Origin of the sequence: Ruegeria sp. AD91A (assembly GCF_003443535.1) — a bacterium.
Classification (GTDB): Bacteria; Pseudomonadota; Alphaproteobacteria; order Rhodobacterales; family Rhodobacteraceae; genus Ruegeria.
The window spans coordinates 2,414,784-2,428,840 of sequence record NZ_CP031946.1; the positions used below are offsets into that span (position 1 = coordinate 2,414,784).

At 56.2% G+C, this 14,057-nt stretch carries 13 protein-coding genes; 6 read left to right on the top strand and 7 right to left on the bottom strand.

From position 1 onward, the window contains the following. Positions 1-85: 85 nt before the first annotated feature. The 3 genes from D1823_RS12045 (at position 86) to D1823_RS12055 (ending at position 2,790) form a co-directional block, all read left to right on the top strand. On the top strand, positions 86-1,009 hold the full coding sequence (locus D1823_RS12045) for a sulfite exporter TauE/SafE family protein (RefSeq protein ID WP_117870295.1): 924 nt from the start codon (positions 86-88) through the stop codon (positions 1,007-1,009). 90 nt (positions 1,010-1,099) lie between these two features. Beyond that, positions 1,100-2,020 (top strand): sulfite exporter TauE/SafE family protein, encoded by a 921-nt coding sequence (locus tag D1823_RS12050; RefSeq protein ID WP_117870297.1) that lies wholly within the window; start codon positions 1,100-1,102, stop codon positions 2,018-2,020. Positions 2,021-2,022: 2 nt separating this feature from the next. After that, positions 2,023-2,790 carry a TIGR02186 family protein gene (locus tag D1823_RS12055; protein ID WP_117870300.1) on the top strand — a complete coding sequence of 256 codons (768 nt, stop codon included), beginning with the start codon at positions 2,023-2,025 and terminating at the stop codon, positions 2,788-2,790. Positions 2,791-2,793: 3 nt separating this feature from the next. On the opposite strand, the gene D1823_RS12060 is transcribed toward D1823_RS12055, so the two are convergent. The 6 genes from D1823_RS12060 to D1823_RS12090 form a co-directional block, all read right to left on the bottom strand. Further along, positions 2,794-3,522, bottom strand: a complete 729-nt coding sequence (locus D1823_RS12060) for an SDR family oxidoreductase (RefSeq protein ID WP_117870302.1) — start codon at positions 3,520-3,522, stop codon at positions 2,794-2,796. After that, positions 3,519-5,051: an ATP-dependent RecD-like DNA helicase gene (locus D1823_RS12065; RefSeq protein ID WP_117870304.1), complete on the bottom strand. Its 1,533-nt coding sequence runs from the start codon at positions 5,049-5,051 to the stop codon at positions 3,519-3,521. The genes D1823_RS12060 and D1823_RS12065 overlap by 4 nt, the downstream gene beginning before the upstream one ends. 60 nt (positions 5,052-5,111) lie before the next feature. After that, the gene (locus tag D1823_RS12070; protein ID WP_117870306.1) at positions 5,112-5,750 is read right to left on the bottom strand and encodes an acyl-homoserine-lactone synthase; all 639 of its coding nucleotides are present in this window, start codon (positions 5,748-5,750) and stop codon (positions 5,112-5,114) included. 83 nt (positions 5,751-5,833) lie between these two features. Next, complete coding sequence (locus D1823_RS12075) at positions 5,834-6,553, bottom strand: LuxR family transcriptional regulator (RefSeq protein WP_117870308.1); 720 nt, start codon at positions 6,551-6,553, stop codon at positions 5,834-5,836. A gap of 368 nt (positions 6,554-6,921) precedes the next feature. Further along, positions 6,922-8,205: a crotonyl-CoA carboxylase/reductase gene (gene ccrA, locus D1823_RS12085; protein ID WP_117870312.1), complete on the bottom strand. Its 1,284-nt coding sequence runs from the start codon at positions 8,203-8,205 to the stop codon at positions 6,922-6,924. 136 nt (positions 8,206-8,341) lie between these two features. Beyond that, on the bottom strand, positions 8,342-9,706 hold the full coding sequence (locus D1823_RS12090; RefSeq protein ID WP_117870314.1) for a 1-acyl-sn-glycerol-3-phosphate acyltransferase: 1,365 nt from the start codon (positions 9,704-9,706) through the stop codon (positions 8,342-8,344). A 144-nt stretch (positions 9,707-9,850) separates the two neighbouring features. Here D1823_RS12090 and D1823_RS12095 point away from each other — a divergent pair, with 144 nt between their 5' ends. The 3 genes from D1823_RS12095 to deoD all read left to right on the top strand — a co-directional run bounded on the left by D1823_RS12095 (position 9,851) and on the right by deoD (position 12,989). Next, entirely contained in the window at positions 9,851-11,818 is a 1,968-nt protein-coding gene (locus tag D1823_RS12095) for a protein meaA (protein WP_117870316.1), read from the top strand. A 124-nt stretch (positions 11,819-11,942) separates the two neighbouring features. Beyond that, positions 11,943-12,260 (top strand): H-NS family nucleoid-associated regulatory protein, encoded by a 318-nt coding sequence (locus tag D1823_RS12100; RefSeq protein ID WP_117870318.1) that lies wholly within the window; start codon positions 11,943-11,945, stop codon positions 12,258-12,260. An 18-nt stretch (positions 12,261-12,278) separates the two neighbouring features. Then, entirely contained in the window at positions 12,279-12,989 is a 711-nt protein-coding gene (gene deoD, locus D1823_RS12105) for a purine-nucleoside phosphorylase (RefSeq protein WP_117870320.1), read from the top strand. 36 nt (positions 12,990-13,025) lie between these two features. On the opposite strand, the gene D1823_RS12110 is transcribed toward deoD, so the two are convergent. Then, complete coding sequence (locus D1823_RS12110) at positions 13,026-13,889, bottom strand: DUF1989 domain-containing protein (RefSeq protein ID WP_117870322.1); 864 nt, start codon at positions 13,887-13,889, stop codon at positions 13,026-13,028. Positions 13,890-14,057: the final 168 nt, after the last annotated feature.

Here is a 14,057-nt window from a genome sequence, read left to right on the forward strand (position 1 = left end):
CCAGTTGTGAACTGAGTTTCAGTCCTGTTCGCTGCAGAGCGGCATGCAGAGTTGATTTTGCATGCCGCAACCGTTCTAAGAGGGTATGCACGTATACCTTCCCATAGCAGAAGTTTCTGTCAGCCCATTCCTGCTTTTGGGGATCGGCGGGGCTGTGGGCATTCTGTCCGGCATGTTCGGGGTCGGAGGTGGATTTTTGATCACTCCGTTGCTGTTCATTATTGGCATACCCCCTGCGGTTGCTGTGGCAACATCAGCCAATCAGGTTGTTGCCTCGTCTATTTCGGGTTTGTTGGCGCATCTCAGACGCAAGACCGTGGACCTTAAAATGGGAAGCGTTCTGCTGGCCGGAGGGTTGTTTGGTGCGGCTCTTGGGATGGTTGTTTTCAATTTCCTCAAGCATCTCGGACAGGTCGATCTGGCGGTACAGCTTTGCTATGTCGTGTTTTTGGGGGCCATCGGGACCCTGATGTTCATCGAAAGCCTGGCGGCGATCCGAAAGGTCAGCCAGTCAGGCAATGAACCTGCCCCCAAGCGACGCCAGCGAACTTGGATTCATGCCCTCCCGTTCAAGACGCGGTTCCCGGCATCGGGCCTTTACATCTCGGTCATACCCCCGGCGCTGGTCGGATTTGGCGTTGGCGTTCTGTCGGCGATCATGGGAGTCGGCGGTGGGTTCATCATGGTGCCCGCAATGATCTATGTCCTTGGTATCCCGACAAAAGTGGTAATTGGGACATCCCTGTTCCAGATTATTTTCGTCGCCGGGTTCACAACGATGATACATGCGTCGACCAACTACAGTGTCGACGTGGTCCTCGCCCTGTTCCTGTTGCTCGGCGGTGTTCTGGGTGCGCAATTCGGGACTCAGATCGGCGCACGTCTGAAAGCCGAACAGTTGCGTATTCTTTTAGCGCTTCTTGTTATGGGCGTTGCGGGAAAGATCGGGTTTGACCTTCTGTTACCGCCGGGAGAGATCTTTTCTCTGGCAGAACCCGGGGGGGTATGATGTGTTTGACCCGCAGCACACGACAATAACCACACTTGAATTCGCAACCATTAACAGGCAAGCCACGCGCATACGCAAAGTGACGGTATCATGTATATTTACCTGCCCATAGCCGAAGTCTCGGTGAACGCATTTCTACTCCTTGGTCTGGGCGGCATGGTCGGCATCCTATCCGGAATGTTCGGTGTCGGTGGCGGCTTTTTGATGACCCCGCTGCTTTTCTTCATCGGCATTCCCCCGGCAGTGGCTGTTGCAACTGAGGCCAATCAGATTGTCGCATCGTCCTTTTCCGGTGTTCTGGCGCATTTTCGACGAAAAACCGTGGACTTCAAAATGGGAACGGTGCTGCTGACCGGCGGTTTGATCGGGGCCGCTTTGGGTGTGGTTGTTTTCAACTACCTCAAAAGCCTGGGTCAGGTCGATCTGCTGGTGACGCTTTGTTACGTTGTTTTTCTCGGCGTCATTGGCAGCCTGATGTTCATCGAAAGCCTCAGGGCGCTGCGCAAAGCCAAGAAGGGCGGCACGGCCCCAGCCAAACGCCGACAGCGTGGCTGGGTTCACGCCATGCCCTTCAAAATGCGTTTCCGCACTTCAGGCCTGTATATCTCGGTCATTCCACCGGCTTTGGTTGGTCTGTGCGTTGGGGTTTTGTCCGCGATCATGGGTGTCGGCGGTGGCTTCATCATGGTCCCTGCCATGATCTATTTACTCGGTATGCCGACCAAGGTTGTTGTCGGCACGTCGCTGTTTCAGATCATCTTTGTGACAGCCTTCACCACAATGTTGCACGCCACCACCAACTATACGGTTGATGTTGTTCTGGCGGTCTTGTTGCTGGTAGGCGGCGTCATTGGCGCCCAGATCGGAACCGTGATCGGAGCGCGGATGCCGGCGGAACAATTGCGCGTGTTGCTGGCTGCGCTGGTTCTGGTCGTATGCGGCAAGCTGGCACTTGATCTGCTTCTTGAACCCGCCGAGCTCTACTCGCTTGGCAATGGCGGAGGGCACTGAGGATGCTGCGTTCATTAACTGCCGCCCTATGCTTGTTCTGCACGCCCGCTTTGGCAGCGGAAGAGCAGGTTGTCCTTGGTCTCAGCCAGGACCGGGTTGCCATCACCGCTACATTCGACGGATCGGAACTTCTGATTTTTGGGGCCATCAAACGGGAAACCCCAATCCCTTCCGGCCCACCAGTTGAAGTCATCGTCGCAGTTGCGGGTCCGTCCGAACCTGTCACCGTGCGACGCAAGGAACGCAAACTTGGGATTTGGGTGAACACCGACAGCGTTCTGGTCGACCTTGCACCCAGCTTTTATGCTGTTGCGACCAGCGGGCCCTTCGACGAAATCCTGTCCGACACCGAGGACCTGCGCTACCGGATTTCCATCGAACGCGCGATCCGCTCAGTCGGTGCCGCGATGCACATCCGGGGCGCACAGGACTTTGCAGATGCCGTGATTAGGATTCGTGAGAACGAACACCTTTATTCCATCCGCGAAGAGACCGTGGCAGTGGATGAACAGACCTTGTTCCGTACTTCAATCGACATGCCTGCAGACCTGACGGAAGGCGACTATGCCGCCCGGATATTCCTGACCCGGGGCGGAGAGGTCGTCTCGCAATATGAAGCGATCATTGATGTCCGGAAAGTTGGCCTGGAGCGTTTTTTGTACAATATGTCCCGCCAACAGCCCGTCTGGTACGGCCTGATGTCGCTGGTCATAGCGATTGCGGCAGGCTGGGGAGCCTCAACAGCCTTCCGGCTGTTGCGTGAAAAATAACGGTCAACCTCGGCCGATATAGGGCATGGTCGTGGCCATGACGGTCATGAATTGCACGTTGGCCTCGGGCGGCAGGCTTGCCATATGCAGGACCGAGCGCGCGGCGTCTTCCACAGCCATCGTCGGGTCTGGTGTCTCGCCAGCGGCTTGCGCCGCATCCACAAGGCCTTGCACCATCTGCGTGCGCGCGTTTCCGATGTCGATCTGCCCGCAGGCAATTCCAAAGGGTCGCCCATCCAGCGAAAGGCTGCGCGTCAGCCCTGTAATGGCGTTCTTTGTGGCCGAATAGTGCACCGAATTCGGGCGTGGAACATGCGCGGCTATAGAGCCGTTGTTTATGATCCGCCCGCCTTGCGGGTTTTGGTAGCGCATGAATCTGAAGGCTTCGCGAGCGCACAAGAACATGCCGTTCAGGTTCACGTTGACGCTTTGGTACCAATCGTCCAAAGCGATCTCGTCAATCGTGCCGCCCGGTGCAAAAATCCCGGCGTTGTTGAACAGAACATCCAGCCGCCCCGTGCGGTCCACGAAGGACCGGAAAGCCCGTTCGACCGCATCCGGGTCGGTCACATCCGCAGGCAGAACAACAACCGCCTGATGCTCCTTTGCCAGAGTTTCCAGCTTTTCCTTGCCGCGGGCCAAAAGCCCAACCGTCCACCCTTCGGACAAGAACAGCTGGGCTGTTGCACGGCCAATACCTGAACTGGCACCCGTTACGATGATGGATTTCATGTCTCTTCCACTTCCAATGTCAGCGAAGCGGCCGGGATCGCCCGCAAATCGTCCACACGCAGGGGGTGCGTAGGTTTTGACAGGCGATTGCGCACCACCCAGATCAAACGTTCCTGCGCGCGCGTGATCGCGACATATGCCAAACGTTTCCACAATGGCTGACCGGCCTCGGTCCGGCCCATGCGAGCGGCGGCATAGAGATCCGGAGCGAACACCTGAACCGTATCCCATTGGGACCCTTGCGCCTTGTGGATCGTAACGGCCGCCCCGTGCAAAAAAGTCGCCCCCATGCGGGCAGCGTAGGGAATAAAAGGCTCTTCCTCGTCGGGTTTTTCGATCTGAACGATCGAGGCGGCACTGACCTGAGGGTCTTCGGCCCCAATCACATGCAGGCGTGAAAAACCCGGTTTCCGACCGGGCCCGAGATATACGACCTGGGCCCCTTTGATCAGCCCGCGCGCCTCAAGATCCAGCCGTTTCTTGCGATGTTTCATGGGCAACTCAATCCCATCACAAATGAGCGGTTCACCGGCCAGCAGTTCCGTATCCGGCGCACCGTAAACTTGCCTGAAAGCCTGTATCAACCGAATGCGAGTGGCGTTGCGCCAGACAAGAACCGGGCTTCGAGCCATCAAATCCACTTCAACCCGCTGGCCCCAGACAACCCGGTCATCCCGACGAGCGGATTCTTCTACCAGTCGTTCGAAACCCTCGAAGCCCATTGCCGGATCGGCCAGCGCATGCGCAAGATCCAGAATTGGATTGTCCGCATCCTGGCGGTGCACCCGCTGGAGTGTCAGCTTCCTGGGCTCGGGCAAAGCCTCGAACACCATGCTACCGGACTGATTAACCGGAGCCAGCTGAGCCGGATCCCCAAACAACAGAAGGGTCGGGAAAATCTCCTTGAGATCGTCGAACTGACGGTCATCCAGCATCGACGCCTCATCGACCAACCCGATATCCAGCGGCTCATCACGGCGCTTCCACCCTGTGATGAAATCCGATCCCCGCAATCCAGCGGCGGCCAACGCCCCGGGGATCGATTTGTTGTTTTGATAAAAAGCAGCCGCACGATCCAAGGCTTCATCTGTCAAACCTTCGATATTGGGGCGTTCGTCATTGCCGGCCAACCATTCGGCAATACGCTCGTATTCCGGATCATAGACCGGCGTGTACAATATGCGGTGAATCGTGGTCGCAGGCACGCCGCGCAATCGCAGAACGCTTGCAGCCTTGTTCGTCGGCGCCAGGATGGCAAGGCTGCGCTTGTCTTTCGATTTGCGGCTTTCATAATCGCCGGACACGATCTGAACACCCGTCTCTGCCAGTGCCTTGTACAGCTCGGCCAACAGCAGCGTTTTGCCCGAACCTGCTTTGCCGATTACGGCCATCACACCGGATTTTCCTGTGCCCGGCAGTTTCAGAAGGGCATCATCTTCCAGATCAACACCTGCCGATCGCAGCATCTCGGCGATGCTGTCAAACGCGGCGGCCTGATCTTCGGAGAAAGTCACATTCGGCAAAGACATGGCGCGACCCTACAGGGCCGCGCCAGCCATCACCAGATGTGGATTGGCGTTTTCCGGCACTTAAGCGGACAGGGCGAACCGGTGCTGTTTCCTGGGGCCAAATGCGGTCCTGAACCACATCCGCGACAGGTCGCGCGGGATGCCCGCACGCTCGGCCACTCGGTTGCAGTCGCCCGCTGAATAGGGCCACAAGCCGACTGAAATCTGATCGCGCCCGCTGCCCTGGGTTCCCAGAACCTCTGGCGACGACCCGATCAGGCGATAGATTCTGATCATGCGGGCATCGAATACGCCAGCAATATGAGTCAGGCCGAAGCCTTCCATCATTTCGCCTCCGCTCAGCATGATGGCGCCGGCAGTATGCGGGCTGGCTGTTCGCGACAGGCAGAACCGGGTCACCTCCCAGATCAGAGGGTTGCAAAACGGCTTGCCGCCATTCAGATGGCCAAAAACCTCATTGATCATGACCCGACCTGTTGTGGGCAATACCCGCATCGACCCTCCGTGGCTGCCATCCGGCTCTTCCCAGATGACATAAAGCGGATTGAGATCATCGTATTCGTCCCGCTCTTCCCCTTTCTCGTTGACGTGGACATCCCACCCCAACCGGGTCTTGAACTGATCCGCGCGATCTTTGAACATCCCCTCTGCCAGAATCGGAAATCTGTGTAACTCATCGGCGTATAGATAACGCAACATGACTTGTTCCCCTTGTCGTCCTGTGCAGGAACGAAGGGAGTACAGAGTCGTGGTTAATTTTGCGTTTGGAGGCCGTTCAGCCCTTAAACCACTATTAATCCTCGGCTTAGTGCCGTGGCGATTGCGTGGGTTGTGTTATGAGCGCCTAGTTTCGACCGCGCACTTTCAATGTAAACGCGTAACGTGTGTTCGGAAATCGTCAGGGAATGGGCCACTTGGGCCCGGCTGTACCCCAACGCCAAAAGTGTGATCGCGTCTATTTCCCTTGGTGACAAGCTGCGTGGGCAGTCCGGTTGCCTGTCTTTTTCAAACTCCAGCGCCTTGCGATTTATGTAATGCGCAACAAGAATCAAATCACGCCCGTAAGTCGAGATAAAGCTTTTCCAGGTTGGATCATCACAACTGTGGTTGACCGTAAACAGGGCGAACTGACCATTTGGGCCCCGAATTGGGATGGAATACCCCTGATTCCCAACGCCATGGTTTTGCGCATCCAGAAGGAAGGATTTTGCCACTTTGCTGGACCAATCCAGCGACTTCCAGTCAACCGGGTGAAATCGCTGGAAACACCCCAAGATGACGGGGTCGATGCGGTGATAGTTTTTTTCTCTGTAGCGCTCATCCCAGGCGTCTGAATAGGTGGTGTAGCCGTATTGATCTCCGGCACCGTCAACCCAGTGATACGTCAGGTGCTCGACCTTCAATGCGTCCCGCAGACGCTCAGCTACTGCGCTGAGTTCTTCAAGCGTGTTGGTGTTTTCCAAATCCTGCAGGATCTGACTCAAATCGACCTTTGTTGCCATCCGCGGGCGCCCGTGCCTCGTTCTTCAAGGACGCAATCTCGGCCGCCGCGATCAGTCTTGTGTCATCAAGCTGCTCTGCAAGCGCGCTCAACCCATTCGCAACGGCGAAAGCATTGAGGTCCGACAATACGTCCAATATCCACTCATTTTGCGCCATCAGGGTCTCTCTGAAACAGTTAACGAAGGGTTAACACAACCATAACATGTATGATCTTTTTTGGCCTATTCACCGGTTTCTACTCCCCAAAAATAGCGATGGAAAAAAACACAAGCATTTGAAAGTTCATCAAAGGGCTCAACAACGCAAAACACCCGCGAACCGAAAAGGCGATTCGCGGGTGTTTTTTGTCTACAACCCTTACGGGCGATCACCCTGCGTCCAGGACTTCCTCGAGAGTGCGCAGACCGGTGCGGGGCGCCTGCACGAGAACGGACATGTTGCCCGGCTTGTGCTCGTTCCGAAGCATTTTCATGTGCGCCTCCGGCAGGTCGTTCCATGCGAACACCTCGGACATGCAGGGGTCCAGACGACGTTCTACCATCAGCTTGTTCGCAGCTGCCGCCTGTTTCAGGTGGGCAAAGTGTGAGCCCTGCAAACGCTTCTGGTGCATCCACATGTAGCGTACGTCAAACGTGCAGTTGAAACCTGAGGTGCCGGCGCAAATCACGACCATACCGCCTTTTTTGACCACGAAGGTCGACACAGGGAAAGTGCTTTCGCCTGGGTGCTCGAACACCATATCAACATTGTTGCCCTTGCCGGTTATGTCCCAGATCGCCTTGCCGAACTTGCGGGCCTCTTTGAACCACTCGGCGTATTCCGGCGTATTGACTGTGGGCAGCTGACCCCAGCAGTTGAAGTCCCGTCGGTTCAGAACACCCTTGGCCCCCAGACCCATAACAAAATCACGTTTGCTTTCGTCCGAGATCACTCCGATCGCATTCGCGCCTGCGGTATTGATCAACTGAATCGCATAAGAGCCCAAGCCACCCGACGCGCCCCAGACCAGGACGTTCTGACCCGGTTTCAGATCGTGCGGCTCGTGGCCAAACAGCATCCGGTACGCGGTTGCCAGCGTCAGGGTGTAGCACGCCGCTTCTTCCCATGTCAGATGCTTGGGGCGCGGCATAAGCTGCTGTGCCTGCACGCGGGTGAACTGGCTGAAAGAGCCATCAGGTGTTTCATAACCCCAAATCCGCTGGCTGGGCGAATACATCGGATCGCCGCCGTTGCATTCCTCATCGTCGCCATCGTCCTGGTTGCAGTGGATCACGACCTCATCGCCGACTTTCCAGCGCTTTACCTTGTCACCAACGGCCCAAACGATGCCCGACGCATCCGAACCGGCAATGTGGTAAGGTGCCTTGTGACCATCAAACGGGCTGATCGGCTGCCCCAGAGCAGCCCAGACGCCGTTATAGTTGACCCCAGCGGCCATAACCAGAACCAGAACTTCGGTGCTGTCCAAGGCCGGAACATCGACAACTTCCTGCTGCATGGCCGTGTTCGGCTCGCCATGACGTTCCTTACGGATGGCCCAAGCATACATTTGCTTTGGGACATATCCCATGGGTGGGATTTCACCCATTTCATACAAATCTTTTTCGGGTGCCTCGTACGACGCGATACCACTTTCGGTGTCCAAAGCCATGCTGGCCTCCTCTTTTCAGTACCTTTGCCGCGACGCAGAATCGCGCGCTTCACAGAATGAAATATTGGCCGTTGCGAAATATTGCAACTGTTTTTGGTTCCACTTTGAAATTTTATGACCCAGCGGTTGCAGAAAATTATTTCGCGGATGCAGAAATATCGCTCCCCGAACCAGCTGGAACGGATGCTGCATAATAGTCCAGAAGATCGCTTCGCTGACCTGATACCGTCAGCATGTTCCCCTGTCGGCTCAGAATCCGGCGTTCAACCAATTGATCCAAAGCACTTGATATGGCCTGCGAATTGTCCACTGTCTGCGGGTCATCGCGTTCCATCATCTGTTGGATACGTGACAGCACGTCTTCTTCGGGCATTGGCCCGTTGTCGCGCACCAGCAAACAGGCCGCTGGTGCCGGCACCAGCGGAATAGCATGCTGGATACGCTGCATCAGCGCCCGAGCCAAATCAGTCATCATGTCGTCGCTGCCCTCAGCCCGGAAGTCCTTCAGAGAGATCGGCCTCCCGTACCGGACGGACGCCAGACCGAACCGCTTGTATCGGCCGATCAACCGACGCCAAAACTGTTTCAATATCCAGCGCGTGATGACGCCGATCCGCGCGCGAAATCGCCGCTCTGTGCCAAGCGCCGCCCGGGTCAGGATAGTGTCTTCCAACACACGGTCGTAATTCAGTGCCACCGGAACAAACACTACATCACGTCCCTGTGGCGCTGCTCCATCCATAATATATTTGAGCAGCCCAAGCTTTGGGCGGGCAATGGCCCCGGTCAGGCTCAGACCGCCTTCTGGAAACATGGCTTGGGTCACGCCGGCCTCGGTTGCGTGGCGCACATAAGTGGACAGAACCTGACGATAGAGCTCGTTGCCGGACTTGCGCCGGATGAAGTAAGCCCCCATCGCCCGAATCAATCGGCTCAGCGGCCAGACCCGCGCCCACTCTCCTACTGCATAGGACAAAGCAGAGTGATGGGCGGCAAGATACGTGACCAATACGTAATCCATGTTGCTCCGGTGGTTCATGACAAAGACAATGGTTGCTTCAGGGTCGATGGTCTTGACGTTTTCTTCGTCTTGATTGCTAAGCCGCACCTCGTAGAATGTGTTGCTCAGCAGCCGGGCCAGTCGAATCGCAAAGCTGAAATAGGCGAAGGCCGAAAAGGATGGCACGATCTCACGGGCATAGCGGCGCGCCTGCTCCGAGGCGACAGCCTCGGGCATACCAGTTTCGCGGGCATGTTGCTGAACCGCCTGACCGACCTGCGGATCATAAATCAATCGCTGAATCATGTCATGTCGACGCGCCAGCTTGAAGGGCTGGATCGGGCGTTGAAGGCGCTGGTTCAGACGTGCCACCGCGCGCTCCAGCCTCCGGCGGAAAAACCAGCGGACAGACGGGAACAGGAAATGCGATGCGAAAGTGACCATGGCAAAGACCACGATCAGCACGAAAAGCCAAAGCGGAAGTTCCACGGTTTGCGTCATGGCTGCACATTGCCACCAATCACACTGACCCACAATCTGAACAATTGCGACATGCCGCAACGCAGCGAATTGACATATCCCGAAAATTGCGCTTTAGAACCTCAAGACGTAATTTTATTGCCCACTGAAACGCGAGGCCCCGCAATGACGCAGACGCAGAAAGATCGCCCCTGGCTCATCCGAACCTATGCTGGTCATTCCACGGCCAAAGCCTCGAACGCGCTCTATCGGGGAAACCTTGCGAAAGGCCAAACCGGTCTCTCCGTTGCCTTCGATCTGCCGACACAAACAGGCTATGACAGCGACCACACTTTGGCGCGCGGTGAAGTCGGCAAGGTGGGTGTACCAGTCTGCCATCTGGGTGACATGCGAGTTCTGTTCGACCAGATACCCTTGGAACAGATGAACACCTCAATGACCATCAATGCCACTGCCCCATGGCTTTTGGCGCTGTATATCGCCGTCGCGGAAGAGCAAGGCGCGGATGTGTCGAAACTGCAGGGCACAGTTCAAAACGACCTCATAAAGGAATACCTGAGCCGCGGCACTTATGTTTGCCCGCCAAAGCCGTCACTTAAGATGATCGCGGACGTGGCCGAGTATTGCTACACCAATGCTCCGAAATGGAACCCGATGAACGTGTGCTCGTATCACCTGCAAGAGGCGGGTGCGACGCCAGAGCAGGAACTGGCCTATGCGCTGGCCACGGCCATCGCCGTTCTGGACGAATTGCGCCCACGAGTACCTGCCGAGGATTTCCCCGCACTCTGCGGCCGCATTTCCTTTTTTGTGAATGCTGGTATCCGCTTTGTCACCGAAATGTGCAAAATGCGCGCGTTCGTTGATCTTTGGGATGAAATACTGCAACAGCGTTATGGCGTAGAGAATCCGAAATTCCGTCGATTCCGCTATGGCGTGCAGGTGAACTCTCTGGGGCTGACCGAGCAACAGCCTGAAAACAACGTCTACCGCATCCTGATCGAGATGTTGGCCGTAACCCTTTCGAAGAATGCACGCGCCCGTGCGGTGCAGTTGCCCGCCTGGAACGAGGCGCTTGGCCTGCCGCGCCCATGGGACCAGCAGTGGTCGATGCGGATGCAGCAGATTCTGGCCTATGAGACCGACCTACTGGAATACGATGACCTGTTCGATGGCAACCCCGCTGTCGATGCCAAGGTGCAAGAGCTGAAAGAAGGCGCGCGGGCCGAATTGGCCAACCTGGATTCGATGGGCGGTGCGGTCGCTTCGATCGAATACATGAAGTCCCGACTGGTGGATTCCAACGCTGAACGCCTGAACCGGATCGAGCGCAACGAAACCGTTGTTGTCGGTGTGAACAAATGGATCGAAGGCGAGGCATCGCCCCTGCAAACCGAAGACGGTGGCATCATGGTTGTTGATCCTGCTGTGGAACAAGAACAGATCGACCGCCTGAATACGTGGCGCACAGAGCGGGACGAAGCGGCCGTAGCGGCCACCCTGGCTGCGCTGCGCGAAGCAGCACGGACCGGGGCAAACATCATGGAACCCTCCATCGCCGCCGCAAAGGCAGGCGTGACAACGGGCGAATGGGCCGAAGAGATGCGAAAGGTATACGGAACCTATCGCGGCCCAACCGGCGTTTCGGGGTCCGTTTCGAACAAGACCGAAGGGCTGGACGACCTGCGTGCCGCCGTTGATGCCGTCAGCGACAAGCTGGGCCGCCGCCTGAAGTTTCTGGTAGGCAAACCCGGACTGGACGGCCATTCCAACGGTGCCGAACAGATCGCCTTCCGTGCCCGCGATTGCGGTATGGACATCAGCTATGAAGGCATTCGCCTGACACCCGAAGAAATCGTTGCGGCCGCCCGCGAAGATGACGCGCATGTCATTGGATTGTCGATCCTGTCCGGTAGCCACCTGCCGCTGGTCAAAGACGTCATGGAACGTCTACGACAGGCGGAGTTGTCTCATATCCCAGTCGTAGTTGGTGGCATTATTCCGGACGAAGATGCCGAAAAACTGAAAACCATGGGTGTTGCCAAGGTCTACACCCCGAAAAACTTCGAACTCAATTCGATAATGGGCGATATTGTTACTCTGGTAGATCCTAAGAACCTCGCAGCAGAGTAATTAAGGTTAAAGGCACTTTTTCTCCTGTTTCAGTCCCTGAAATATTCGGGATGGAATAAGCTGATTTTTGGAATTACGGTGCGCGCTCATGTGCACCGTAATTATTATCTAGTGGAGAAGACTGATGGGGATCAATCTTGAGCAAATGTCACGTAAAGACCTTTTGGCTTTGCGTGATGACGTTGAAAAAGCTTTGATAAAGGCAGAAAAGCGCGAACGTCAGGAAGCATTGAAAGCCGCAGAAAAGGCCGCGGCAGAATTTGGCTTCTCTTTGTCTGAACTGTCCGGAGAAGCACCGCGCAGTTTAAAGCCAACAAAAACAAAGGCAAAATACCGCAATCCGGAAAACCCCGATCAAACCTGGACCGGCCGCGGCCGCAAACCTCAATGGGTGCATGACGCGCTGACGGCAGGAGCAGATATTTCGGAATTGGAAATTTAATCTGAGTGTTTTGGAAAAATGACAATTCATATTGGCGCCGAAAAAGGCGAAATAGCTGAAACCGTTCTTTTGCCTGGTGATCCGTACCGGGCAAAATGGGCAGCCGAGACGTTTTTGGTCGATGTTAAACAGGTCAATAACGTTCGAGGAATGCTTGGCTTTACAGGAAACTGGAAGGGAAATCCCGTAACAATACAGGGAAGTGGCATGGGAATGCCGTCTCTTTCAATTTACGTGAACGAGTTGATCCGCGATTACGATGCAAAAACCCTGATCCGCATTGGCTCGTGCGGGGGGATGCAGGACAGCGTCAAAATTCGTGACGTTATTCTGGCCATGACATCAACCACGCTGAGCACACCGTCGCGCGGCATCATGAAAGAGCTCAACTTTGCGCCCTGCGCCGATTGGGAGCTGCTGCAAGCTGCCGCCACAGCGGCTGCCGCCAAAGGAACGCCAACCCATGTTGGTGGAATTTACTCGTCAGATGTCTTTTATGACGAGCGTCCGGATCTCAACGAACAAATGGTGCGTCACGGCATTCTGGGGGTCGAGATGGAAGCAGCCGAACTGTATATTCTGGCCGCGCGTCATAAGTGCAGGGCGTTGGCTGTACTTACGATTTCGGATCACTTGTTGACCGGAGAGGCTCTGCCATCCTCAGAACGTGAAAGCAGCTTTGGCGATATGGTCGAGATCGCACTTCAGGCCGCATTCCCGAACAGCTGACAAAGCGCAGGTACCGAATATTGGTGCCTGCCGATCCTAACGCCCGTGCGAGCGATCATAACCGTTGCTCGCGGGGCTTCCCCACCCCTCCAAATCGCCTCTAGCCGGCGCAAAAACCTCGACCAGCAAGGGGTAGCACGCAGCTGTGTCCGAGGAATGCTCGGATGAACAATCCCCACCCGGACAGGCGCTGAGATTGCCCAGCAGATCAATCTCGGCAAAGAACTCCAGAAAATCTCCGGGACGTACGGGTGAGGCTTTCATGAAGTACTGACCAGTGTCGCGGGTGAAACCAGTGCACATGAAGACATTCAGAACGTCGTGCACCGCAGGCTCGGCTTCGATCAGCGGAATATTGAAGTGATCCGCAAGCGCGCGGGTCAGGTTGGAGTGGCAGCAATGGTGGTATTGCGTGCCGGACAAAAGGTTGCCCGTGTACGGATCGCATCGCGTGCCGATGACGTCATGAACCGACCCCCCATAGGTATCGATCCCGTACCACTCCAGCGTATCCGCAATAATCGTGGCCATCGGGCGCAGATGAGGGAAACTGGACCACATCCGCTCTCCGGTGGTCAGATGCGTGCCATGCAGCGCTCGGGTTTTTCCGGAATAGAAGCGTTCCGACAAGTCGTTTAGGTTCCAGACGTTCAGATCGCCAACCTGCGGCCCTTCGACGGAAGTGATGCGAAAGAAATGGCCGGCAGGCACTTCAAAACAACGCGCATCACGTGGCGGCACCAGCACTTCGCCCGTTTTGCTTGCACGTTCGCGAAGGGACCTCATCCAGCGCACATCGGGTCGCGGCAATGCCTCGTTCGGGTAACAGATGACAGGGGCCACCGCGCGACGGGATTCGGCATCTTCGGGAGGATGGATAGTGTTTTCTGAAACGGTCATGCCGGGCAGAGTGGCGCATTATTCAGCCCGCGAAAAGCACAATCTTTCAGGGATCACGCGCCCTCAAACACCGCAAAGGTTGGTCCAGTGCAGTGATTTCGGCACCGCAGAAGCTGCACCGCCAGATGCCGTGTCTCTTGTCCTGCCGCCACCTACACTCACGTGTCA